General features: G+C 67.8%; 27 protein-coding genes. 7 read left to right on the top strand and 20 right to left on the bottom strand.

Features of this window, described 5'->3' with window-relative positions; translation table 11 throughout:
* Positions 1-5: 5 nt before the first annotated feature.
* The 13 genes from AC1DH3_RS08830 to AC1DH3_RS08770 form a co-directional block, all read right to left on the bottom strand.
* The gene (locus tag AC1DH3_RS08830; protein ID WP_476909084.1) at positions 6-695 is read right to left on the bottom strand and encodes a C40 family peptidase; all 690 of its coding nucleotides are present in this window, start codon (positions 693-695) and stop codon (positions 6-8) included.
* A complete protein-coding gene (locus tag AC1DH3_RS08825) occupies positions 692-1,126 on the bottom strand; it encodes a flagellar FliJ family protein (RefSeq protein WP_441418223.1) in 435 nt (144 codons plus the stop codon). Before AC1DH3_RS08825 ends, AC1DH3_RS08830 begins: the two co-directional genes overlap by 4 nt.
* The gene (locus tag AC1DH3_RS08820; RefSeq protein WP_476909083.1) at positions 1,123-2,451 is read right to left on the bottom strand and encodes a FliI/YscN family ATPase; all 1,329 of its coding nucleotides are present in this window, start codon (positions 2,449-2,451) and stop codon (positions 1,123-1,125) included. The genes AC1DH3_RS08825 and AC1DH3_RS08820 overlap by 4 nt, the downstream gene beginning before the upstream one ends.
* The gene (locus AC1DH3_RS08815) at positions 2,448-3,128 is read right to left on the bottom strand and encodes a FliH/SctL family protein (protein ID WP_476909082.1); all 681 of its coding nucleotides are present in this window, start codon (positions 3,126-3,128) and stop codon (positions 2,448-2,450) included. Before AC1DH3_RS08815 ends, AC1DH3_RS08820 begins: the two co-directional genes overlap by 4 nt.
* Positions 3,118-4,134: a flagellar motor switch protein FliG gene (fliG, locus tag AC1DH3_RS08810; RefSeq protein WP_441418220.1), complete on the bottom strand. Its 1,017-nt coding sequence runs from the start codon at positions 4,132-4,134 to the stop codon at positions 3,118-3,120. Before fliG ends, AC1DH3_RS08815 begins: the two co-directional genes overlap by 11 nt.
* Positions 4,131-5,741, bottom strand: coding sequence for a flagellar basal-body MS-ring/collar protein FliF (gene fliF / locus AC1DH3_RS08805; RefSeq protein ID WP_476909081.1), 1,611 nt, complete (start codon positions 5,739-5,741; stop codon positions 4,131-4,133). Before fliF ends, fliG begins: the two co-directional genes overlap by 4 nt.
* Complete coding sequence (gene fliE / locus AC1DH3_RS08800; RefSeq protein WP_476909080.1) at positions 5,741-6,046, bottom strand: flagellar hook-basal body complex protein FliE; 306 nt, start codon at positions 6,044-6,046, stop codon at positions 5,741-5,743. The genes fliF and fliE overlap by 1 nt, the downstream gene beginning before the upstream one ends.
* Positions 6,046-6,438: a flagellar basal body rod protein FlgC gene (locus AC1DH3_RS08795; RefSeq protein ID WP_441418217.1), complete on the bottom strand. Its 393-nt coding sequence runs from the start codon at positions 6,436-6,438 to the stop codon at positions 6,046-6,048. Before AC1DH3_RS08795 ends, fliE begins: the two co-directional genes overlap by 1 nt.
* On the bottom strand, positions 6,438-6,779 hold the full coding sequence (locus tag AC1DH3_RS08790; RefSeq protein WP_441418216.1) for a flagellar basal body rod protein FlgB: 342 nt from the start codon (positions 6,777-6,779) through the stop codon (positions 6,438-6,440). The genes AC1DH3_RS08795 and AC1DH3_RS08790 overlap by 1 nt, the downstream gene beginning before the upstream one ends.
* Positions 6,780-6,934: 155 nt before the next feature.
* Positions 6,935-7,324, bottom strand: coding sequence for a hypothetical protein (locus AC1DH3_RS08785; RefSeq protein ID WP_476909079.1), 390 nt, complete (start codon positions 7,322-7,324; stop codon positions 6,935-6,937).
* Entirely contained in the window at positions 7,317-7,877 is a 561-nt protein-coding gene (gene fliS, locus AC1DH3_RS08780; RefSeq protein WP_476909078.1) for a flagellar export chaperone FliS, read from the bottom strand. Before fliS ends, AC1DH3_RS08785 begins: the two co-directional genes overlap by 8 nt.
* Positions 7,877-9,205: a flagellar filament capping protein FliD gene (gene fliD / locus AC1DH3_RS08775; protein ID WP_476909077.1), complete on the bottom strand. Its 1,329-nt coding sequence runs from the start codon at positions 9,203-9,205 to the stop codon at positions 7,877-7,879. The genes fliS and fliD overlap by 1 nt, the downstream gene beginning before the upstream one ends.
* A gap of 177 nt (positions 9,206-9,382) precedes the next feature.
* Positions 9,383-10,255: a flagellin N-terminal helical domain-containing protein gene (locus AC1DH3_RS08770; RefSeq protein ID WP_476909076.1), complete on the bottom strand. Its 873-nt coding sequence runs from the start codon at positions 10,253-10,255 to the stop codon at positions 9,383-9,385.
* A 294-nt stretch (positions 10,256-10,549) separates the two neighbouring features.
* On the opposite strand from AC1DH3_RS08770, the gene AC1DH3_RS08765 reads away from it, so the two are divergent.
* From AC1DH3_RS08765 to AC1DH3_RS08750, 4 genes are read left to right on the top strand one after another with little or no spacing between them, the layout of a single operon-like run.
* Entirely contained in the window at positions 10,550-11,035 is a 486-nt protein-coding gene (locus tag AC1DH3_RS08765) for a flagellar protein FlgN (RefSeq protein WP_441418211.1), read from the top strand.
* 10 nt (positions 11,036-11,045) lie between these two features.
* Positions 11,046-12,458: a flagellar hook-associated protein FlgK gene (gene flgK / locus AC1DH3_RS08760; RefSeq protein ID WP_476909075.1), complete on the top strand. Its 1,413-nt coding sequence runs from the start codon at positions 11,046-11,048 to the stop codon at positions 12,456-12,458.
* A gap of 2 nt (positions 12,459-12,460) precedes the next feature.
* Positions 12,461-13,384 (top strand): flagellar hook-associated protein FlgL, encoded by a 924-nt coding sequence (flgL, locus tag AC1DH3_RS08755; RefSeq protein WP_476893166.1) that lies wholly within the window; start codon positions 12,461-12,463, stop codon positions 13,382-13,384.
* Positions 13,381-13,770 carry a flagellar assembly protein FliW gene (locus AC1DH3_RS08750; protein WP_476893167.1) on the top strand — a complete coding sequence of 130 codons (390 nt, stop codon included), beginning with the start codon at positions 13,381-13,383 and terminating at the stop codon, positions 13,768-13,770. Before flgL ends, AC1DH3_RS08750 begins: the two co-directional genes overlap by 4 nt.
* A gap of 41 nt (positions 13,771-13,811) precedes the next feature.
* Here the strand turns inward: AC1DH3_RS08750 and AC1DH3_RS08745 are convergent, their stop codons facing one another.
* A complete protein-coding gene (locus AC1DH3_RS08745) occupies positions 13,812-14,372 on the bottom strand; it encodes an AMIN-like domain-containing (lipo)protein (protein ID WP_476909074.1) in 561 nt (186 codons plus the stop codon).
* A 268-nt stretch (positions 14,373-14,640) separates the two neighbouring features.
* Positions 14,641-14,943, bottom strand: a complete 303-nt coding sequence (locus tag AC1DH3_RS08740) for a DUF4193 domain-containing protein (RefSeq protein ID WP_056741192.1) — start codon at positions 14,941-14,943, stop codon at positions 14,641-14,643.
* A gap of 141 nt (positions 14,944-15,084) precedes the next feature.
* Here AC1DH3_RS08740 and AC1DH3_RS08735 point away from each other — a divergent pair, with 141 nt between their 5' ends.
* Entirely contained in the window at positions 15,085-15,432 is a 348-nt protein-coding gene (locus AC1DH3_RS08735) for a hypothetical protein (RefSeq protein ID WP_476909197.1), read from the top strand.
* 19 nt (positions 15,433-15,451) lie between these two features.
* On the opposite strand, the gene AC1DH3_RS08730 is transcribed toward AC1DH3_RS08735, so the two are convergent.
* From AC1DH3_RS08730 to AC1DH3_RS08710, 5 genes are all read right to left on the bottom strand, one after another.
* Positions 15,452-15,952 carry a GyrI-like domain-containing protein gene (locus tag AC1DH3_RS08730; protein ID WP_476909073.1) on the bottom strand — a complete coding sequence of 167 codons (501 nt, stop codon included), beginning with the start codon at positions 15,950-15,952 and terminating at the stop codon, positions 15,452-15,454.
* A gap of 112 nt (positions 15,953-16,064) precedes the next feature.
* Complete coding sequence (locus AC1DH3_RS08725; protein WP_476893170.1) at positions 16,065-16,355, bottom strand: hypothetical protein; 291 nt, start codon at positions 16,353-16,355, stop codon at positions 16,065-16,067.
* 40 nt (positions 16,356-16,395) lie between these two features.
* Positions 16,396-17,031, bottom strand: coding sequence for a LutC/YkgG family protein (locus tag AC1DH3_RS08720; protein ID WP_476909072.1), 636 nt, complete (start codon positions 17,029-17,031; stop codon positions 16,396-16,398).
* A complete protein-coding gene (locus AC1DH3_RS08715; RefSeq protein WP_476909071.1) occupies positions 17,028-18,578 on the bottom strand; it encodes a LutB/LldF family L-lactate oxidation iron-sulfur protein in 1,551 nt (516 codons plus the stop codon). The genes AC1DH3_RS08720 and AC1DH3_RS08715 overlap by 4 nt, the downstream gene beginning before the upstream one ends.
* Complete coding sequence (locus tag AC1DH3_RS08710; RefSeq protein WP_476909070.1) at positions 18,575-19,378, bottom strand: (Fe-S)-binding protein; 804 nt, start codon at positions 19,376-19,378, stop codon at positions 18,575-18,577. Before AC1DH3_RS08710 ends, AC1DH3_RS08715 begins: the two co-directional genes overlap by 4 nt.
* Before the next feature lie 188 nt (positions 19,379-19,566).
* Here AC1DH3_RS08710 and AC1DH3_RS08705 point away from each other — a divergent pair, with 188 nt between their 5' ends.
* Together AC1DH3_RS08705 and AC1DH3_RS08700 are read left to right on the top strand one after the other, a co-directional pair.
* Positions 19,567-21,312 carry an L-lactate permease gene (locus AC1DH3_RS08705; protein ID WP_476909069.1) on the top strand — a complete coding sequence of 582 codons (1,746 nt, stop codon included), beginning with the start codon at positions 19,567-19,569 and terminating at the stop codon, positions 21,310-21,312.
* A gap of 72 nt (positions 21,313-21,384) precedes the next feature.
* A complete protein-coding gene (locus tag AC1DH3_RS08700; protein ID WP_476909068.1) occupies positions 21,385-22,137 on the top strand; it encodes a FadR/GntR family transcriptional regulator in 753 nt (250 codons plus the stop codon).
* Positions 22,138-22,150 lie beyond the last annotated feature (13 nt).

The raw sequence follows: 22,150 nt of genomic DNA, 5'->3' as shown, positions 1-22,150 counted from the left end.
GCCCTTCATGAGGCGCCTCCCGCCGGGACGATCCGCCGGATGGAGGTCAGGTTGGACTGTTGCTCCCAGGCGTCGCGGATCTGGATGGTCTTGCCTGGCACGGGCGCGTCGATGGCTTTGCCGTTGCCGAGGTAGATGGAGATGTGGTTCCCGCCGAAACTGATCAGCAGGTCGCCGGGCTTGGCCTCGGCGAGGGACGCCACCGGGGTTCCCTGCTTCATCTGGTCGCTGACGACCCGCGGAAGCTCGACGCCGAGGTCCTTGAAGACCCGCTGCGTGAAGCCGGAGCAGTCCATCCCGGTGGCCGGGTTGGTGCCGCCCCAGACGTAGGGCACCCCGATGTACTTCTTGGCCATGGCCACCACGTCCGTGCCGGTCGCGCTGCCTGCAGCTACCGGCACAGCGGGTGCCGGTGCGGTGAGCCCCTTGAAGGCGCCGATGCCCGCGGTGCCGCCCAGGCCCAGGCCGCCGGCCAGGGATGAGGGATCCGTTCCGGAGGCGCTTGCGCTTCCGCCGAGGGCCGCGGTGAGCGCCTCCGTGAAGGAGCCGGCGTCGCCGGTGCCGGTCCCGGTGGCGAGGGACGTGGCTGCGGCGGACTTCAGCGCCGCGGCGCTTTCGGTCTGGGCGGGACGGGTGAGCTCAGCGATCATCGACTGGATGCCCTGCATGCGGCCCAGCGCCTCGGTCATGCTCATGAGCGCACCTGCTGTTCGTCCCGGTGCCAGATCGTCGAGGAAATCTCGTCCAGGGTGGACTGTTCGGCGCGCAACTCCGCGGTGTTCACTTCGGCGTGGTGGCGGGCCTGCAGCTTTTCCAGGCCGACGGACCGGGTGCGGGCGGCGATGAATTCCTCGCGCGCCGCGGCCTCGTCCGTCTCGGCTGCGCGGGCCAGGTTCTCCAGGTCCGCCAGCATGCTGTGGGACGCCGCGCGGGACGCCGCGACGGCGCGCAGCGACGCGGAGCTGACGATGTCCTCGTCGGTGGCGGACAGCTGCCGGCGGGCCGAGGCTTCCCGGGCCCGGACCGAAGTGGACCGGGAACGGGCGCGGGCCAGCCCGGACGCCGCCTGGTCCTGCTGGATCTGGCGGAGGCGCAACAGCCCCGCGAGCGAGAATTGACGGTTCATGCCGCGGCTCCCAGGATCGAAGTGAGGTGGTCCAGCTGACGCCAGGACTCGGGGTAGGGGGTGGACTCGTCCATCGGCTGCTGCAGGAAGCCGCTGACGGAGTCCTCATGCGCCAGGGCGGCATCCACCAGCGGGTTGGTCCCGGCCTGGTAGGCGCCGACGTCGATCAGGTCCTGGGCTGCCTTGCGGGCCGCGAGGACCCTGCGCAGCGTGGAGGCGGCGTCGAGGTGGTGACGGGCGTTGACCTTGGAGGCAACGCGCGAGACCGAACCCAGCACGTCCACCGAGGGGAAGTGTCCCGTCACGGCGAGCTTCCGGTCCAGCACCACATGGCCGTCGAGGATGGACCGGGCGGCATCGGCGATGGGTTCATTGTGGTCGTCGCCGTCCACCAGCACGGTGTAGATGCCGGTCACTGAGCCGGATTCGGCGGTGCCGGCCCGCTCCAGCAGCCGGGCCAGGACGGAGAACGTCGACGGCGGGTAGCCGCGGGTAGCGGGGGGCTCGCCGGCGGAGAGGCCGATCTCGCGCTGGGCCATGGCCACGCGGGTCAGCGAATCCATCATGAGCACAACGTCCTGGCCCTGGTCCCGGAAGGATTCGGCGATCCGGGTGGCGGTGAACGCGGCGCGCATGCGCATCAGCGCCGGCTCGTCGGAGGTGGCGACGACGACGACCGAGCGGGCCAGCCCGGCGGGGCCAAGGTCGTCCTCCAGGAATTCGCGGACTTCGCGGCCGCGCTCCCCCACGAGGGCGATCACGGATACTTCGGCGTCGGTGCCGCGGGCGATCATGGACAGCAGTGAAGACTTGCCGACGCCGGAGCCGGCGAAGAGGCCCATGCGCTGGCCCTTGCCCAGGGTGGTCATGGTGTCCAGCACCCGGACGCCGGTCTGCAGCGCGGTGTCGATCCGTGCGCGTTTCATGGCGTTCGGCGCCTCGTTGTCGATCGGCACGCGCGGTCCGCTGAGCAGCGGGCCCTTGCCGTCGATCGGGCGGCCGAGGCCGTCGATGACGCGGCCGAAGAGCCCCGCACCGGTGGGGACCAGCACGGTGCCGCCCTTGGCGCGGACCGGGTCTCCGGCGGCGACGCCGGCGAGGCGCCCGAGCGGCATGCAGCGCACGGAGCCGTCCAGGGCCGCCACGACCTCGGCGTCGAGTCCGGGGTTCTCCCCCACGGTGACCAGGTCACCGAGGGCGCAGTCCAGGCCGGACACTTCCAGGCCCAGGCCCATCACGGAGGTGACGGTGCCGACGCGCTGCGGCGCGGCCGCGGCGAGGGCAGCCGCGAAGTCGTCGCCCTTGGGCCGCCACTGGGCGATCATGGCTGCCCGCCGGAGAGCGAATCCGGGGCATCGGCGGGCCACTGCTGGTCCCCCATCAGGGCCGCCTTGGCGCGGGCCAGGGCGCTGCCCAGGCTGGCGTCCAGCCAGCCCTGCTGGTATTCCACCTTCGCGTCGCCGCGCTGCAGGGACGCGTCGGCGAGCAGCGGAAGGCCGGCCGGCAGGTCCTGGCCTTCCTTGGCGAGCACCTCGATGTCGGCCGGGTGCAGCCGGATGGCCAGCACGGTGGCGGCGTCGTTTCCGGACAGGGCGCGGTCCAGGGCGGCGCGGGCCGTCCGGGTGCCCTCGGCAAGTTCGTAGCCGAGGATGGCCTCGGCCAGTTCCAGCGCGGTGCGGGCCAGGACCTCTTCGGCATCGTGCAGGGCCTGGACGTTGCGGTGCGCGAAGTCGGTGCGGGCCACGGCGAGGGCGCGGACGGCACGGTCCAGGTCCTGCTGCCCGGCGGCGAGCGAGGCGGCCTGCTCGGCAGCCATCCGGTCGCGCCAGCGGCGCTGTTCCTTGGCGGCGGCGCGGACGCCCGCGGCGTAGCCCGCGGCGTGGCCCTCGGTGTAGCCGGCCTGCTCGTTGGCCGGTCCGCTGGACCGCAGCGAGGGGAAGACGATGCGGGCCGGGGCGCTTTCGGCGGAGCCGGCGTCCGTAAACGACCCGTCAGTAAACATAGTCTTCTTCGTCCCCGCGCTGGATGGTGATCTGGCCTTCGGCTTCGAGCTCGCGGATGGAGCGGACGACGGCGGCCCGCGCCTCCTCGATCTGCGAGGCGCGCAGCGGTCCCAGTGCCGCCATCTCGGATTCGAGGATTTCGAGGTTGCGGCCGGAGACGTTGGTGGTGATGGTTTCCAGCACCGGTTCGGTGGCGCCCTTCATGGCCACGGCGAGCACGGAGGCGTCCAGGCCGCGGAGCACCAGCTGCACGTCGCGGCGTTCCAGCTTGACGATGTCGTCGAAGGTCACCATCTGGGCGCGGATTTCCACGGCGAGGTCCGGATCCAGCAGGTCGAGCCCGTCCAGGACGGAGCGTTCGGTCCCGGCGTCGGTCCGGTTGATGATTTCCAGCAGCGGCTGGATGCCGCCGACCACTTTGGAGGCCTGCTGCGAGACGGCCGCGCCGCCGCGCAGCTTCAGCGTGTCCGCGACGATGCCGATGGCTTCCGGCGCGCCCGAGCCCATGGTGGCGATGCTGAGCGCGACGTCGGCCCGCAGCGAGCCGGGCAGCCCGGACATCACGGCCGAGGCCTTGCGCGGGCTCAGGTGGGCCAGGACCAGCGCGATGGTCTGCGGAAGTTCGCCGTCGATCAGCGCGAGGATCTGCACCGGTTCGATGTCTTCGAGGAACTCAAACGATTTGCCGGCCATGTTGACGGTCAGCCGGTTGATCAGGCCGGCGGCCTTTTCCGAGCCGAAGGAGGCCTCGAGCAGGCCTTCGGCGAGCTCACGGCCGCCGCGGGCCTGCCGCGGGCTGCTCAGGGCAGCCTCGTGGAAGTCCTTCATGATCTGCTCGGCGACCTCCGGATCCACCTTGCGGAGGCGGACAATCTCGGCGGCGATTTCCTCCGCCTCGGAGTCCGTCAACTGTGCCATCACCCGGGCCGCGTTGGGCGGACTCATCTGCATCAGGACGACGGCGGCGCGCTGGGTGCCGGTGAGGGTCGATTCGGCGAGTTTCATGCGGGCTGCCTGTCATCCATGAGGCTGCGGAGGTAGTCGGCTGCCTTCTCCGGGTTGGCGGCGACCATGTTGTCGATCTCCTGCATGCGGCGTTCGGCTTCCAGCACCTCCATGGGCGGCGCCGGCAGCGGCTGCAGCGGCAGGGCCGTCAGCGGGATGGCCGACGTCGCGGGGGCCGGATCGATGGCCGTCACAGCGGGGATCGCCGGCAGCAGGTCCAGGCGCTCGCCCAGGTCCACCGGCTCACGCTTCTGGCGGCGGCGCAGGATGATGGTGACGACCAGGGCCAGGATCAGCAGTCCGAGCAGGATGCTGCCGGCCGTGACCAGGGTTGCGAAGAACGCCTGCTGCTTCTGGGCCTCGAGGTCGGCCTTGGCCGCGTCGAGGGAGGCGTTGGCCGCATCCGCGGCCGCGGTGCTGAACGGGATCACCTCGACGGTGACGATGTCGCCCCGGGCCTTGTCGACGCCGGCGGCGGAGGTCACCAGCGCGGTGAGTGAGCCGATGTTCAGCCCGCCCGCGGCGGACTGGCTGACAGCCACCGAAATGGTCTGGCGCTTCACGGCGCCCGGCGGGATGACCCGGTCCTCGGTGACCTTGTTGACGGCGTTGTTCTTGGTCGCGGTCGTGGAGTCGAAGCTGCCGTTGCCGCTGGTTCCGCCGGGGACCGCGATGTTGTCCGGTCCGAGGACGCCGGCGGCACCGCCCGCGCCTCCGCTGTACTTTTCCGTCTTGGAGGATTCGCTCAGCGGCAGCGCGCCCGGGGTGTTGGAGAAGGTTTCGCTCTTTTGCTGGGCGGATTCTCCAGTGACATCTGCCGCGACCGCCACGGTGGAGTTGCCGGGACCCACTACGCGGTCCAGGACGGCGCGGACGGCGTCGCCGGTGCGCTGCTGGTAGTCGGCGGCCTGCTTGGAGGAGGATCCCGCGGCCCCGCCGCCCACAGTGGAGAGGACGTTGCCCTGCGAGTCCACCACGGAGACGTTGGCAGGTTTGAGGTTCTCGATCGCGGCGGAGGTCAGGTGCACGATGGCCTGGACCTTGTCGCCGGAGAGGGTCACGCCGGGCGCGGTCTCGACGAAGACCGAGGCCGTGGTGTCCGGGGTCTTCGAGACGAAGACGGTCTTTTCCGGGATGGCGAGCCGGACTGCGGCAGTCTTCACGCCGTCCATGGCGGAGATGGTGCTGGCCAGTTCGCCTTCGAGGGCGCGCTTGTAGGTCACGGACTGCTGGAACTCGGAGGACGTGACGCCCATCTTGTCCAGCAGCGAGTAGCCGGTGGCCGCGGCGGTCGGAAGGCCGGCGGCGGCGGCTTTGAGGCGCTCGTCGTAGACCTTGTCCTGCGGCACAAGGATGGTGGAGCCGCCGTCGCTGAGCTCGTAGGGGACGTTGTCCTTGCGCAGCTGCTCCACGATGCCGTTCGCATCCGTGTCCTTGAGGCCGGAGAACAGCGGCGCCAGAGTGGGCCGGGTGAGCCAGGCGGAGAGCGCCACAACGCCAACAATCAGCAGTGCGGCGCCGATGACGGCAAGCGTGCGCTGGCCGGTGGTGAAGCTCTTAAGGCCGGCGCCGAAACGCTGGAAGAAAACGGTGATCTGCGGAGGCATCAGGCCTGCATCCTCATGATCTCGTTGAACGCGTCAACGCCCTTGTTCCGGACCGTGGCCACGAGTTCAAGGGTGATCTGTGCCCGGCTGGCGGCGATGGTGGCGTTGTGGATGTCGTCGAGGTTGCCGGTCACGGCGGAGACGGCGAGCTCTTTCGACGTCGACTGCAGCTGCTGGAGGTTGTCAACGGCGCCGGTGAGGGAAGAGGCAAAACCGTAACCGTCCGTTGCAGGCACCGAGGCGGCACCGGAGAGGTAGTCCGTGGGCAGTACGCCCTGGACCGGCGCGATGGGGGAAACAGGCATCAGGATCTTCCAATCTCAAGTGCGGCGAGATAGGTCTCGCGGGCGCGGTCCACGACCTGGGCGTTGGCCTGGTAGCCGCGCTGGGCGATGATCAGGGCGCCCATCTGCTCGGCCATGTCGATGTCCGGGTACTTCACGTTGCCGTTGGCGTCGGCGAGCGGGTGGTCCGGCTGGTAGACGATGCGGCCCGCGCCGTCGCCCAGCTGGGTGCTTTTGACGTACACGCCGGTGCCGTCGGCGCCTTCGGCTGCTTCAACGTACTTGGCGCGGAACGCCGGTCCGGACGTGGCGGAGGCGTCGTTCATGTTGGCCAGGTTGTCCGAAACCGCGTCGAGCCACTTGCGGTGCACGGTGAGGGCGGAGCCGGCGATGCCGATTGCGTCGAAGGTCATTAGTTGGTCCTCATAGCGGCGCGGACGGCGCTGAATTCCCCACCGATGGCGCGGGCGGCGAACTGGAAGCGCAGCACCGTGTCGATGTTGGAAAGGGTTTCCGTGTCCAGATTGACGTTGTTGCCGTTGAGCTGGGTGGGCTCGAGCGAGGTCGCCGTCGTGGCCTCGGCGTGGCCGTCCCCGGACTGCACGGACGCGGCAAGGGCAGCTTCAAAGCTGACGCGCTTGGCGTGGTAGTTCGGGGTGTTGACGTTCGCGATGTTGTTCGCGATGGCGCGTTGGCGCAGAGCCAGCCCGTCCATGGCGCTGGCCAGGGCTGCGGAAGTCACGGATTCGAGCACAGAGTCCTGCCTGGGGAATTGTGGGGTGGCCGATCCGTGGCCGGTAAACGAGCGATCCGTGCTCTTACTGTGGTTATCGGCACTGTTCAGCGCCGCGTTAGAGAAAATGTGAAAGGTTTATTCGGGTTCTTTGAATTGACCGGCCGACGGCGGGTTTAGCTGTTCACGTCGAGGTAAATCGCGCCGGCAGGATCGCCGACGCCGGGCACCGAACTCACGGCCTGCAGCTGCTTGGCCACGTCCTGTTTCGCGGCTTCCAGACGCCGGGCCACGCGCTCCTGGGCTGCTGACAACGCCATGGCCCGGCGCCGCGCTTCGGGCGGCAAGGGGCCGCTAAGAGTCGGCGGGGACCAGCGCTCCACCGGCAGAGCGGCCACCGGCTGCTCCGGGGCGGACAAGGGACCGAGCGGATCCTTCAACGTCTTCTCCGCGGCGACGACGGCCATCTCTAGCACGTCCAGCACCAGCATCCACGCGGCGAGGGCCGGGTCGGGTGCGGACTGCGCGGCGCGGGGGTAGTCCTCCCAGTAGGCAGGCTCAGCCAAAACCAAGGCTCCCGCCAGCGGCGCCCGGCTGCGTGCTCCAGGCGCCGGCTGCAGCGAAGGGCGTGGCGGCCGGTGCGGCCGGTGCCGCCGACAGGCCGGCCGGCCGGGCTGCCGGGATGGCCGCGGCGGCCTCATGCCAGGCCTGGCGGAGGGGCTCCAGCAGCTCGATTGCTTCGCGGGTCAAAGCCGCGTCCCGCTGGATATTGGCGTTGACCAGCGCCGTGAAGGCGTAGTTGTAGAGGCCCAGGAGACCGTCCGCGCCGTCCCACGCATCCGTCTTGAGCGAGGAGATCAGCTCGGCGATGATTGCCTGGCCGTGCAGGAGGTTCTCCGAGGCGACCGGCCAGTTGGCGGCCTGCTGGGCGCTCTCGGCGCGGCCGAGGTCCAGCAGGAGCCGGTCGTAGAGCATGGTGAGGAGGCGTGCCGGCGGGGCGGAAAGGACCGAATCCGCGAGGTACTGGTTGCGCTGGGCTGCGCCGCCGAAGCCGCTGCCGCTGCCGCTGCCGTAGCCATTGCCGTAGCCATTGCCGTAGCCGTAGGGGGTGCTGGTCATTACTGGGCGCTCCCGCCGGAGAGGCCCGCGAGCTGGGAGGTGAGCCAGGACTGCTGCGCCTTCATGTTGCTCAGCGCGGTTTCCAAGCCGGAGTAGGTGCGCTGCAGGGTGGCCTTGCGGGAGGCGAGCCGCATATCCCAGTCGCTGATCCGGTCAGCCAGATCCCGGACCTCGGACTGCTGGCCGGTGATCTTGGTGGTCAGCGTGCCCGTGTACTTGTCCGAGGCGTTGGTAGCCGCGGTCGCGATGCGGCCGGCAAGTTCCTGCACCTTGGCGGCGGTGCCGGCCGGGTCGGCGGCCAGGGCGGCGCCGAACTTGGTGGCGTCGAACTCCATCGAACCTGTCTTAGTGATGCTGATGCCGATCTCCGACGGCGACCGCGGCGGGGTGCCGACGGGCAGCGAGGCGGCGGAGAGGATGCTCTGGTTCACGGAACGCACGGTGCTGTCGCCGGCGAAGACTCCGGCGGAGACGCTAGTGCCGCTGGTGTTTGTGGTGGTGCTGACCGCGGTCTTGCTGGCAACCAGTGAGAGAATGCCGTTCACTCCGTCAACCAGGTCGGAGGCCAGCTTCGTGATGCCGGCGTTGTCGCGGGACACCGTGAGGGTCACGGGCGTGGTGGTGACGTCTTTGGCGGTGATGGAGACGCCGGGCAGCAGATTCGTAAAGGTGTTCGTGGAGGACGTCACGGGCTGCGCCGCGGTGGTGCCCGGCCAGAGCGAAATCTCTGCGTCCTGGGCGGTCTTGACGTCCGTGAAGGTGGTTCCCGGGTCCGTGATGGTGAACGCGCCGGCTGCGCCGGACTTCGTCGCGGTGAACTGGAGGCGGAAGTCTCCGCCGCCGACGTCGACCTTGCTGGCGGTGACGCCGGCACCGGCGGCGTTGACAGCGGTCACGACGTCGTCCAGGTTGTTGGAGGCCGGCGTGATGGTGTAGTTCGTGCCCCCGCTGTTGATGGTCAGGGTGCTGTAAGGCCAGCCGGTCACGGCATTCACCTTGGGGGTGACGGTGACCTGGGTCTGGGCCAACTTGGTGACCTGGAAGTCGAGGGATCCCGCTTTGGCGGCCGCGGTGGTGGTGGCGACGACTTTGTCGCTGTTCGTGGTCGCGGCGTAGAGGTCCAGGGCGCCGGGCTTGGCGGCGGCTGTGGCCTGGGTTGCCAGCGCGGCAACCTTGCCGTTGAGCCCTTGGAGGGCGGAGACCATGGACTGGATGTCGTAGGACTTGTTCTTGAGCAGCGTCTGCGGGAGGGCCTCCGACTGCATGATGGAGCTGATGAGGGCGGTGGTATCGAGCCCGCTGGCCAGTCCGTCGAGTGAGATTCCCATCGCTGCCTCTCCTTGCTGTCAAGAATGATTAATGCTGCTGTATCTGAAGTATCGGTCTTGCACGTAAGGGCCGGACGATGGTTTTGCCATCGTCCGGCCCCTCCGCAGCTGGATGATCGGGGGTGTCTCTTCGTCCGATCGCCGGTGGCAGCCCTACTGCTAAACTGCCGGATTTGCCTAGCGCAGGAGCGAAAGAACGCCCTGGCTGGACTGGTTGGCCTGGGCCAGCATTGCGGTGCCGGCCTGGGACAGGATGTTTGCCTTGGTGAACTTGACCATTTCCTGAGCCATGTCGACGTCGGCGATGCGGGACTGAGCGGCCTGCAGGTTTTCACCGGCAACGTTCAGCGACTTGATGGTGTGCTCGAGACGGTTCTGAGAGGCACCCAGGTCCGCACGGGAGGTCGAGATGTTCTTGATCGCCTTATCGATGTTTTCGATGGTCGTCTGCGCCGTAGTCGCATCGGTGACCGTGAAACCAGCCGCAGCGGTGCCAACCGTTCCACCGACAAGGGTTACGACGTCGGTGAGAGCCGTCTTGAGATCGGCGTTCTTGACCGTGATCTGCGAGGTGGCATCACCTTCGGCGCCGACCTGAATCTTCAGCGTCGCGGGACCGGCAACCGTACCGGCCTGGAAGAGGTTAATGCCGCCGAAGTTGGTCGACTCGGAGATGCGGGACAGTTCCCCGCCGAGCTGGTCAGCTTCAGTCTTGATAGCGGTACGAGCATCCGCGTTGTTGGTGTCGTTTGCGCCCTGGACAGCGAGGTCGCGCATGCGCTGCAGGATGGAGTGAACCTCGGTCAGGGCGCCTTCAGCGGTCTGGATGACCGAGATGCCGTCCTGGGCGTTGCGGGCGGCCTGGGCCGAACCGGTGACCTGTGCCTTCAGGCCCTCGGAGATGGACAGGCCTGCTGCGTCATCGCCGGCGCGGTTGATGCGCAGGCCGGTGGACAGCTTCTCCAGGGACTTGGAGAGATCGTTCTGGGTGGAGTTGAGGTTGCGGTACGAGTTGTTAGCCGCGAGGTTGTTGTTGATAACGAAGCCCATGGTATTTCCTCCGTGAGTGGGACTGTAAGCGATGGCCCGTCCGTGGGCCTTCAGCAGTAGCTATCGCCACTTGGGTTGCACAGGTAAGGAGAAATCCAAAATTCTTTTCGGAATTTCCCGGCCGTCAGAATCCGCGTGTTATCAGCCTTATTCCTGCTAACGGGTGCGCAAATCCTGCCGATAGTTTGTACGAACCCTGCAGAAGGCTGCACCGTCCGCACGATGCAGCAACGCCTCTGCACTCATGCATTACTCGCCCGCATTATCCATACACCTGAGGGAGCCGTCCGGACCATGGCCATCCACGAACTTTCTGCCCTGCTGTGGCGGGAGCGTGAACTTCTGGACGTTCTGACTTTCAAGCTGGAAGAGGAGCAGCTGCTGCTCACCTCCGGCAAGTCCCGCTGGCTGCCCCACGGCACCCGGGAAGTGGAGCAGGTCCTGGGGCACCTCTCCCAGGCAAGCCTGGCGCGCACCATCGAAGCCGCCGTCGTCGCCGAAATGTGGGGACTGCCCACCGATGCCACGCTCGGCGAGCTTGCTGAGGCGGCCCCGGAGGGCGCCTGGGCCGAGGTGCTCAGTGCGCATCTCGCAGCCCTGACCCGCCAGACTGCCCTGATCAAGGAACTGCGCGATGCGAATGAGCAGTACTTGCGCACCGCGGTCCGCTCCACCCAGGAGTCCCTCGCCGATCTGCGGCCGGCCACTCCCGGCACGTACGACGCCCACGGCAAGACCGGGGAATCCGCCGGCTCCCGCATCTTCGACAAGCAATTCTAAGGAAGCGACCATGAGCACCTTCGGCGCCCTGAATACCGCCTACCGCGGGCTGACTGCTGCCCAGCAGGGCATGAACGTTGCCGGCCAGAACATCGCCAACGCCGCCACCGAGGGATACACCCGCCAGCGCGTCGAGCAGTCCGCTCTGGCCGCGCCGGCCCGCGGACTCTTCAGCGGCGGCACGGTCCAGGTGGGCCAGGGCGTTTCGGTTGACGCCATCGCGCGGCTTGGCAGCAGCGTCCTCGATGCCGGCGTCCGCTCCGCCAGTGCGCAGGCTGGCTACGCCGGGATACGTTCCTCGGCCCTGCAAGGCATCGAGGCCACCCTGCAGGAACCCGGCGACAACGGCATCTCCGCCGCCCTCCAGGGGTTCTGGTCCGCGTGGCAGGGTGCCGCGAACCAGCCTGGCGAGGACGGCCCCAAGGGTCTGCTGCTGAACGCCGCCAACTCCCTCACGACCAAGATTTCCTCCGCCTACCAGGCCCTTCAAGGGCAGTGGAGCAGTGTCCGCGCGCAGGCTGCCGACGCCGTCAGCGTCGTCAATGCCGCCGCCAACCAGGTGGCCGCCTACAACGCCACCATCCGCTCCACCCTGGCGTCTGGCGGATCCGCGAACGAACTCATCGACGCCCGCGCCAAACTCACCGAAACCATTTCCCGGCTTGCCGGCGGCACCGTGCGCGAACAGCCGGATGGCACAGTGGACGTCCATGTCGGCGGCAATGCCCTCGTAATGGGCACCTCCGTGCGGGAACTGGAACTCTCCGGCAGCCAGGCCGGGGATGCCCTCGGATCGACCGTGCAACTGCTCTGGAAGAACCCGGCGGGAGTGGCTTCCGCCGACGGCGGTGAAATCGCCGGAGCCCTCTCGGTGCTGGCCCCGGCTGCCGGCGGCAACGGCGGCGTCATCGCCGAGGCAGCTGAGTCTTACAACAAGCTCGCCAGCTCCCTCGCCCAGACCGTCAACACCGTGCACCGCTCCGGCCAAACCGGAACCGGCGCCACCAACGTCGACTTTTTCACGGTCAGCGCCACCGGGCCTGCTGCTCTCGGGCTCAAAACCCCCGCCAGCACCGACAACATCGCGCTCAAGGCCCCGAACAAGGGCGCGCTGGACACCAGCATCGCGGACCAGATTTCCCAGCTTGGTACCGGACCGGCCTCACCGGACAAGCTGTGGTCCGGCATCGTTACGGGGATCGGCGTCGAGTCCCGCGGCGCACAGCAGCGCGAGTCCCTGACCACCGCGGCCCAGGCGTCCGCGGCGACCAGCCGCGCCTCGCAGGCGTCGGTGAGCCTGGACGAAGAAAACGTCAACCTGCTCTCCAACCAGCACGCCTATCAGGCGGCGGCCCGCGTGATGACCGCCGTCGACGAAGCCCTGGACGTCCTGATCAACCGCACCGGACTGGTAGGAAGGTAATCATGCTGAACCGGGTAACAAACCTGACCATGAATGCGAGCGCCCAGCGGACGCTGCAGTTCCAGCAGGCAAAGCTGGCCGAGCTGCAAGAAAAAGCCACCTCGCTGAACAAAATCTCCCGCCCCTCGGATGACCCTGCCGCTACGGCCCAGGCTTTGGCGACGCGGTCCCTTCAGGCGGCCAATGCCCAGTACGGCCGGAACATTGACGACGGCAACACCTGGCTGACCGCTGCGGATTCTGCGCTGGAGCAGGCCACCAACGTGATGCGCCGGGTCAAGGACCTCACCGTGATGGCCGGCAACGGCTCCCTGAACCAGTCCGGCAAGGACGCGATCGCCGCCGAGCTGGAGTCGCTGAAGACGGACCTGATTTCGATCGCCAACTCCCAGCATCTGGGCCGGAACATCTTCGCCGGCAACTCGGACGCCGCTGGCGCCTTCACCACCGGCACGCCACGCAACCCCAGTATTCCCAGTGACACCGGCACGCCGCCGACTTTTAACGGCACGGGTGCCAGCGCGGTGGAGCGGCGGATCAGCGCCACCCAGACCGTCCGGGTTGACGCCGACGGCGCCACGATCTTCGGCAACGGCACCGGTTCCGTCTTCGACATCGTGGGCAAGCTGGCGGCCGACCTGCGGACCGGCACCGATATCGACCCGCGGGTGGCCGCCGTCGACACCGCCTTCAAGAACATCGTCAACGGCCGTGCTGAAATTGGAACACGGCAGGCACAGCTGGAACGTGCCGGAAACGTCAACACCGAATTGGAGGCTTCCTTGGACGCCCAGCGGACCGGCATCGAAAAAGCTGACCTCGGCAGCGTGATCATGGACCTGAAGCTACAGGAGACCAACTACCAGGTGGCCTTGGCCGCCACGGCGAAGGTCCTGCAGCCCACCTTGATGGACTTCCTGCGATGAACTCCGTCCTCAGCAGCACCCCGGTGACCTTCACTGCCCCGATGCCGGGGTTGGAGAAGGTACACGACTTCGCCCTGCGGAACATCGACAGCGCCCCTGGCCTGTTCGCCCTCGAATCCGGCTCCACGCCGGTGCGGCTGTTCCTTGCGGACGCCGCAGTCTTCGTCCCCGGCTATACGCCGCCGCTTCCGGCCGCCGCGCTGGAAGCCCTGGAGCTTGCCGACGGCGATTCGCCCCGGGTGCTGGTGGTGGTCAACCACTCCCCCGCGTCCACCACGGTGAACCTGATGGCACCGATCGTGTTCAACCCCGCCAGCGGGCGTTGCACCCAGCTCGTGCTGGACGGCAAGGAGTACCCGCTTCGGGCGGAGCTCGGCGCGCTGTAGCCGATACCGCCGTCGGGCGCCACAGGCTCAGCAGAGCCTGGTCACCAGAAGTGCGCCACGTCGATGACCAGGCGGGAGCCCGAGCCAGGCCCGGCCAAGGTGAAGACCCGGAAGGGCAGCCGCGCGCGCACCCCCAGTCCCAGGCTGGTATATCCCTCGAAGCTTCCTGCCCAGGCCACCTGCCGGAAGGTCTGGTACCCGGCAACATTGCTCAGCTCGGCCTTGTTGGCCGGGTTGTAGGTGGCTTTCCCGTCCCCGTCGTAGGCCGGCGCGTTGGCGGTGAGCTGGATGAAGGCCTGGCCGCGCAGCGGGATCGGCAGGCCGGAACCGTCTTGCACCACCTGGGGCACATACCGCACCGAGTAGCCGGCCGCCGGTCCGTTGAGGTCGATGACGAGGCGGTCGAAGCAGTAGTGCTGGCCAGTCCGGACGTTGACCACCTTCGCCTGGCTCATGGCGGCGTCGGCCTTGGCGAGCGATCCCCACACGAGTCCGCAATAGGGTGACGCCGCGGCCGGCCCGGGCGCCAGGAGCCCCAGCCCGGCCGCCGTCAGCAAGGCCACCAGCCAGACGGTGAGCCTGTTCGCATGGGATTTTGTCACGACAGCCGCCCCCTCGAATCATCCGGCATCCACCTCACCCGGATACCTCAAGAGTAGAACCGCCCGTCTGGGTTGACGAGAGGTCGTTAGCCCCAACTAGCCGGCAGCAGGTGTCGTTTTGAGGGTTCAAAACGACACCTGCTGCGAGTCAGTTGGGTTCGGCAGCGGGCGAGTACGGCAAAGCGCCGGGCCCTGGCGGGCGTCCGGCGCTTTGCTTTGGGTAAATCAAAATTCTCGAAACGAGCCCGGGGGTCCGGGCGGGAGGGCTTTAGCCTTCGCAGTCGCGGCAGTACTTCAGGCCGTTCTTTTCCTTGGCCACCTGGGACCGGTGGCGGACCAGGAAGCAGGAGGAACAGGTGAATTCGTCGGACTGCTCGGGAACAACAATGACGGTCAGTTCTTCGCCGGAGAGGTCGGCGCCGGGAAGGTCGATGCCTTCAGCGGTGTCGTTCTCGTCGACGTCGATAACAGCAGTCTGGGCACCGCCGCCACGGGATGCCTGTAGGGCCTCCAGCGATTCAGCGGGAGACTCTTCTTCTGTCTTGCGTGGGGCGTCGTAATCGGTAGCCATAGCGGGGTTCACTTTCGTTGCTGCGCAGCGCCATTTCAGGCACCTCAGTGAAGCAGTTTAGGGCATCATCCTTGGAGATGAAGAATAGTGTGGTGAAAGCGACATTAAGCGTCGCCGGACAGGGTCAATCTGGAGGCAATGATGGCTACGAAACTGAACAAACAAGCGCTCTCCCTCGCCCGCCGACTGGTCAAAGACGGGAAGGTCCAGCGGGACACCCGGGACGACTGGAGCGAGCACGCACCGTCAGCCGAGCAGGAGAACAAGTTTATCGAAAAGAACGGATTCGCGGAGTTCTCCCACTGGCATCTGGGGGTGGACCCCGACGCTTCCGAGGGAACCAAGGGCAGCGTGACCTTTCCCTTCGGCGACTTCAAGAAAGTCCATCGCTGCGCCGTCATTTCGTTGGAGAGCCGGGCCGCGCAACACGGCCACGACGATATCGCCGAAGCAGCCCGGAAGCTCCTCGAAGAGATCGACGCCGATTAGCGCCGGTTTGCGTCCAGGCTCAGGCCACCGGCCAGACGATGAGGGTTTTCCAAACCGCCGGATCCGGTTCCGTGGCGGGGTCGCTGAGGTAGTACTCCCACATGGCGTCGCCCGGAGTGAGGCCCTCCGCCTGCATCCTGGCCATCACGGCATTGTAGGTCTCCGGCAAGGTTTCGTATGGCCCCACGTGCATCGCCTCGAGCGCCCGTCCCGCAGGCAGCGTGCCCGCCGTCACGCCGGATTCTTCCCCTTGGGCTCCCCCGCCCGGATACGGCGCGGCCAGCGGAAAGCCTGCCTCGACGTCGACAACGTCCGTGGGCATGCCGCGATACAGGGCAAACGGCGGCCCGGCCAGCTGGACGTTTTGCTGCTGCACGGCCGTCATTACGGAACGGTAGGCGCGGTCGAAGAATTCGCGCAGCGCATTCATGGGCACGGTCTCGCGCAGCACCGCCGTCGGCTTTTCCTCGAGGTCGGTGGACTTGATGTCCGGCGTCAGTTCCGGATGTGAATCAGTCATAGGCCTACACTTCGCCGCGACCTTGGGACGGTCAAGGGCCGAACGTCCCGCCGGCGGTCGTCGCGTCTGGCAGAAAGTGGATTCGAGGGCAGCCCCGGCAGGTCCTCTTCGGCTACTTCCCCACCAAGGAAGATGCCATTCCGGGCCTCCGGGGAGCCCGCCAGCTCTGAGCCAGCCGATAAGCGGACTTGCCGTCCAGCCGACGGGGTTCAAGCCACACCTCATAGCCCTCTGCGGCTTCGATCAGCACCCGGTCCTGGAATCCGTCGGCGGCGATCCAGAGGGCGGAGGAATCCGCCATGGCGGCGTCGACGAGTCCTTCGCGGACCACCGCGCCTTCCCTGCGGACCTCCACGACGAGGCCGACCAGGTCGTGCCAGACGTGATGGCAGTAATAGGCCACGGACGCTTCCTTCCTGCGGCGTTGGTCAGGACCGCCGCGACTACCGCACGATGATCACGTCGAGGGTGCGCGGACCGTGGACCCCTTCGACGCGTTCAAGTTCGATGTCGCTGGTGGCGCTCGGTCCACTGATCATGGTGAGCGGCCGGGTACCGTCGATCCGCCGCAGCGCCTCGGGGAGGATGCCGGCGATGTCGGCGGCGTTCACGACGCAGATGTGGTGGTCCGGGACGAGACTGATGGCACGGCGGCCCTGGTTGGGGCTCCCGTCCAGGATGATCGTCCCCGTTTCGGCGACGGCGACGGCGCTGGCAGTCACGACGGCGTCGGTGGCGTCCAGCTCGGCAACGGTCAGCGGCTCAGAGACGGAATCCACGCGGCGGCGATCGCCGCCGGGGGCGGAGCCGATGCCGGCGGTCCAGCCGGCGTCGAGCCCCGCCGGCACGACGTAGCTGCGGGCGTCCGCGAGCAGTTCGGCGATCCGCACGGGCACCTCGGCCGCGTCCACCACGCAGACCCGGGCTTTGTAGTCGACCAAACGGTCCACCAGCAGATGGATCAGCGCATCCTGGTCCAGCTCGGATGATGCGCGGTATTCCCGCGGAATCTGCGGTGCTAGGGGTGCGTCCCGCAGCGCGGAACGGATCCGGCCGAGGATATCTTCGCGCGCGCTCATGCTCCGTCTTCCTTGTCCTGGGCGTTGTCCTGGGCGTTGTTGTGGGTATCCGCGGGGGTGCCGCCGGATTCCGGGCCGTGGTGTTCCTTGGCCCACCAGTCGCGGAAGGATCTCTGCGGCGGCGCCGGGATGTCGCGGCTTTGTGTCCAGCCGGCGGCGATGCCGGGCAGCTTGGTGATCTTTTTGTCCGGACCGGCCACCAGGCGGCCCACGGGAAGGCCCTTTTCGAGCAGCCCGAGCCGCTTCCCCGAGGACAGCGCCCAGGATGCGGCCTTCATGCCGACGTCCATCTGGCTGGGCAGCTTCTTCTTTCCGCGCTTGCTGTCCACGTCCACGCTGCGCAGGTGCACCAGGATGTCCGGAATGTTGATCTTCACCGGGCAGGCGTCGTAGCAGGCCCCGCACAGTGAGGAAGCGTAGGGCAGGGAGCTGTTTTCCTCCGACTCGATGCCGGTCAGCAGCGGGGAAAGGATGGCGCCGATCGGGCCGGGGTAGGTGGAGCCGTAGGCGTGGCCGCCGGTCCGCTCGTACACCGGGCAGACGTTCATGCACGCGCTGCAACGGATGCAGTGCAGTGCGGAGCGGCCAAGCTCGTCCGCGAGCGCGGCGCTGCGTCCGTTGTCGACCAGCACCAGGTGCACGTTTTGCGGCCCGTCCCCCTCGGTGACACCGGTCCACAACGAGGTGTAGGGGTTCATCCGTTCCCCGGTGGAGGAGCGCGGGAGCAGCTGCATGAACACCTCGAGGTCCTGCCAGCTCGGCAGCAGTTTTTCCACGCCCATCACGGTGATCAGGGTCTCCGGCAGCGTCAGGCACATCCGGCCGTTGCCCTCGGATTCGACGACGGCCAGGGTGCCGGAATCAGCGAGCGCGAAGTTGGCTCCGGACACGGCCACCTTGGCCGTGAGGAACTTGCGGCGCAGGTGCGCGCGGGCAGCCATGGCTAGCACCGCGGGGTTATCGGTCAGCTCCGGGTCCGCGCCGGGCATTTCGCGCAGGAAGATGTCGCGGATTTCGGTGCGGTTCTTGTGGATGGCGGGGACCAGGATGTGGCTGGGCTTGTCGTGGTCCAGCTGCACGATCAGCTCGGCCAGGTCCGTTTCGAACGCCGTGATCCCCTGCTGTTCGAGGTATTCGTTGAGCCCGATCTCCTGGGTGGCCATGGACTTGACCTTGACCACTTCTGTTTCGCCGGTGTCCCGGATCAGTCCCGCGACGATTTCGTTAGCCTCGTCGGCCTCGCGCGCCCAGTGGATGACTCCGCCCCGGGCGGTGAAGTGCTGCTCGAACTGTTCGAGGAGTTCCGGGAGCCGGGCCATCACGGATTCCTTGATGGCGGATCCGGCGTCGCGCAGCTGTTCCCAGTCGGGCAGTTCGGAGACGACCTGGAGACGCTTGTCGCGAATGGTGTGGGTGGCGTGGCCGAGGTTGGCGCGCAGCTGGGCGTTGCCCAGCTCGCGGTGCGCCGCCGTCGGGAACGATTCGGCGGCATGCAGGTTACCCGTGCCGAAGACGGGAAGGGAGGGCATGCCCAGGAAGGTGCTCATCGTGTTGCCTTTCCGGTGGAAACGCGTACCTCGCCGGTGACGGACGCCGGCGCTTCCGCGGTGCTGGCGAGGATTTCGGCCAGGTGCAGGGTGGTCACGTCGCTGCCCTGCCGGGACAGGCCGCCGCCGATGTGCATCAGGCAGGAGGCGTCCCCGCCCGTGCACAGCTCGGCGCCGGTGGAGCGGACGTTGGCGGTCTTGTCCTCGAGCATGGCCGAGGACACGTCGGCGTTCTTCATCGAGAAGGTGCCGCCGAAGCCGCAGCACTGGTCCGCTTCGGGCAGCTCGGCCAGCTCGATTCCCTGGACGCTGCGCAGCAGCCGGGCCTGGCGGTCGCCGAGGCGGAGCAGGCGCATACCGTGGCAGCTGGGGTGGTAGGTGACCCGGTGCGGGAAGTAGGAGCCCAGCTGGGCGCCGGCGTCGGTCACGCCCAGCACGTCCACCAGCAGCTCGGAGAGCTCGTAGGTCCTGGCGCCGACGGCGGCAGCCCTGGCTTCCAGCGCGCTGTCCCCGCAGGAGCGGGCCACCATCGGGTGCTGGTGCTTGACCGAGGCGACGCACGACCCGGACGGCGCGACGGCGACGTCGTAGTCCCCGGTGTCGAAGGCGCGCACGTGGTTGGCGACGACCGGGACGGCTTCCTGGAGGTAGCCGCTGTTGACGTGCATCTGCCCGCAGCAGGCCTGGTCGGACGGGAACACGACCTCGTGCCCCAGCCGTTCCAGGATGCTCACGGTGGCCTGCGCGGTGCGCGGATACATCGCATCGACGATGCAGGTGGCGAACAAAGCGATTCTCATGACAGCCTTTCGAGCAGCGCCGACGTGTGTGGTCTGACCATAGTAAAGCACGTGATGCCCGCCACTCCCAACCTGAACGGGGAAGTGAACCCCCTCACACGCCGAATGAGATCTGCGCTACACTCTCATGGTCCGACCACAGTGGTCTGACCAAAGAACTCGTCGTCTCTCAACGCAGAGGAACTTCCGTGGACCACTTCACCCCCACCACCGACCCGGTGCTGAACAGCGTGGCCTGGTCGGCCATCGTTGGCTTACTGCCGCTGCTCACCTTCTTCATCCTGCTGGCCGTTGTGAAGACCAAGGCCCACGTGGCCGGTGCCTTCGCCCTGCTGGCCGCCCTCGTGGTCGGCATCGCCGCCTTCCACATGCCGGCCGGCCTGGCGATCCTTTCGGCCACCCAGGGCGGGGTCTTCGGCGCCTTCCCGGTGCTCTGGATCGTCGTTATGGCCGTCTGGCTTTACCAGGTGACCGTCCTCAGCGGCCGGTTCGAGGACCTGCGCCGCGTCTTCGACGTGATCGGCGGCGGCGACGTGCGCCTGCAGGCCGTTCTGGTGGCCTTCTGCTTCGGCGGCCTGCTTGAGGCCCTCGCCGGCTTCGGCGCCCCGGTGGCGATCACCGCCACCATGCTGCTGGCCCTGGGTCTCCCGCCGCTGCGTGCTGCCGCCGCCGTGCTGGTGGCAAACACCGCACCGGTCGCGTTCGGCGCAATGGCCATCCCGATTACGACCGCCGCCGGACTGACCGGCCTGCACGCGACCGACATCGCCTCCATCGTGGGCCGCCAGGCTCCCCTGCTGGCCGCCTTCGTGCCGCTGATCCTGCTCTTCATCATCGACGGCCGCCGCGGCCTGAAGGACTGCTGGCCCGCCGCGCTGGTGGTCGGCGGCTCCTTCGCCGTCGCCCAGTTCCTGTGCTCCAACTTCTTCTCCTACGAACTCACCGACATCCTGGCCTCGCTGGTCGGCCTCGGCGCCGCCGTGGTGTTCTTCCGGATGTGGAAGCCGAAGGGCAGCGCGGCCGCCCGCGAGCGCCTTGGCGTTGCCGCCGACGCTGTTGCCCGCGGCACCGCCGCCCGGAGCAGCGGCTCGCAGGATGCCGGCAAGGCCGGCGTCGTGACCGCCGAAAAGGCCACGGACGGCGGCCTTACCCCGACGCGCACGTGGCTGGCCCTCTTTCCGTACTTCCTCGTGATCGTCGTGTTCGGCATCGCCAAGCTCTGGAAGCTCGGGGTCGACCTGCCCGCGTTCCTCGCCGCCACGGACATCAAGATTCCCTGGCCGATCCTGCACGACGCCCTGGTCAACGCCGAGGGCAAGCCGGTCTCCTCCACCGTGTACACCTTCCAGTGGCTGTCCAGCCCGGGCACGCTGCTGCTGATCACCGGGCTGCTGGTGGCGCTGGTTTACTCCAAGTACGACGACGGCGGCCGCTTCCGCCTTTCGGTCGGCGACGCGGTCCGGGAGATCGGACGGACCATCTTCAAGATGCGCTGGGCAGGGCTGACCATCATCACGGTGCTCGCCCTGGCGTACGTCATGAACAACTCCGGCCAGACGGTCTCGATCGGAACCTGGCTGGCCGGCACCGGCAGCTTCTTCGCCTTCCTCTCGCCCGTGCTCGGCTGGCTGGGCACCGCCGTGACCGGCTCGGACACCTCCGCCAACGCGCTGTTCGCCAAGCTGCAGCAGACGGCGGGCCTGAAGGCCGGCATCGATCCGAACCTGCTGGTGGCCGCCAACACCTCCGGCGGCGTCGTGGGCAAGCTGATCAGTCCGCAAAACCTCGCCATCGCGGCGACAGCCGTCAACCTTGACGGCCAGGAGTCGGTGATCCTGCGTAAGGTGGTCGGGTGGAGCGTGGCTCTCCTGCTGGTCCTGTGCACCCTTGCCTTCCTGCAGTCCACCCCCGTCCTGGGCTGGATGCTGCCTTAGCCGCCAGCCCCCCACGCACTCAAGAGTGCGGGCCGCGCCACGGCCCGCACTCCCGCCCGGAAGGAAAAGCCCGTGACAGCCGCCGAAGCAGGAGCAGCCCCCCGCCGTCGTACCTATGACGCGCTCCTGCAGGACATCGAGGCCGATCTGCGCTCCGGCAAGATCAAGCTCGGCGACCGCCTTCCGGGCGAGCGGACCCTGGCGGAAAGCTACGGGATCTCCCGGGCCTCGGTCCGCGAAGCCATCCGGATCCTGGACGCCATGGGCGTGCTGCGCAGCTCCGTAGGCTCCGGGCCAACCTCCGGGGCCATCGTTATCTCCGATCCGTCCGCGGGCCTGTCCTCCGCCCTGCGCCTGCATGTGGCCAGCAACCGGCTGCCCGTCGAGGACATTGTGCAGACCCGCATCCTGCTCGAGACCTGGTCGGCCCAGGCCGGGGCTGCCCGCGGCGGCACGGAGGAAGAGCTGGAGCAGGCTGCCGCGCTGCTGGACGCCATGGACAATCCAGGGATTGACCGGGCGACCTTCCACGAACTCGATGCGCGGTTCCATGTCGCGCTGAGCTCGCTCGCCGGGAACGCCGTCGTCGCCACGATGATGGACTCCCTCAGCGGCTCCATCGTCGGCTACGTCAAGGGCGCCATGGACGCGATGGAGTCCTGGCCGGATGTCCTCTGCGAGCTACGGAGCCAGCACCACGGCATCTTCGATGCCGTCCGGGCGCGCGACGGCGAGCTTGCGGGCCGCCTGCTGCGCGAACACATCGAGTGGTTCTACCTTCGGGCGCAGGAAGCCACCCCACCGCAATCCCCTCCCACCCCGTAACACCTTGGAGCAC

The organism is Arthrobacter sp. 05L428, assembly GCF_056397665.1.
This window is presented reverse-complemented; position numbering and strand designations above follow the sequence as displayed.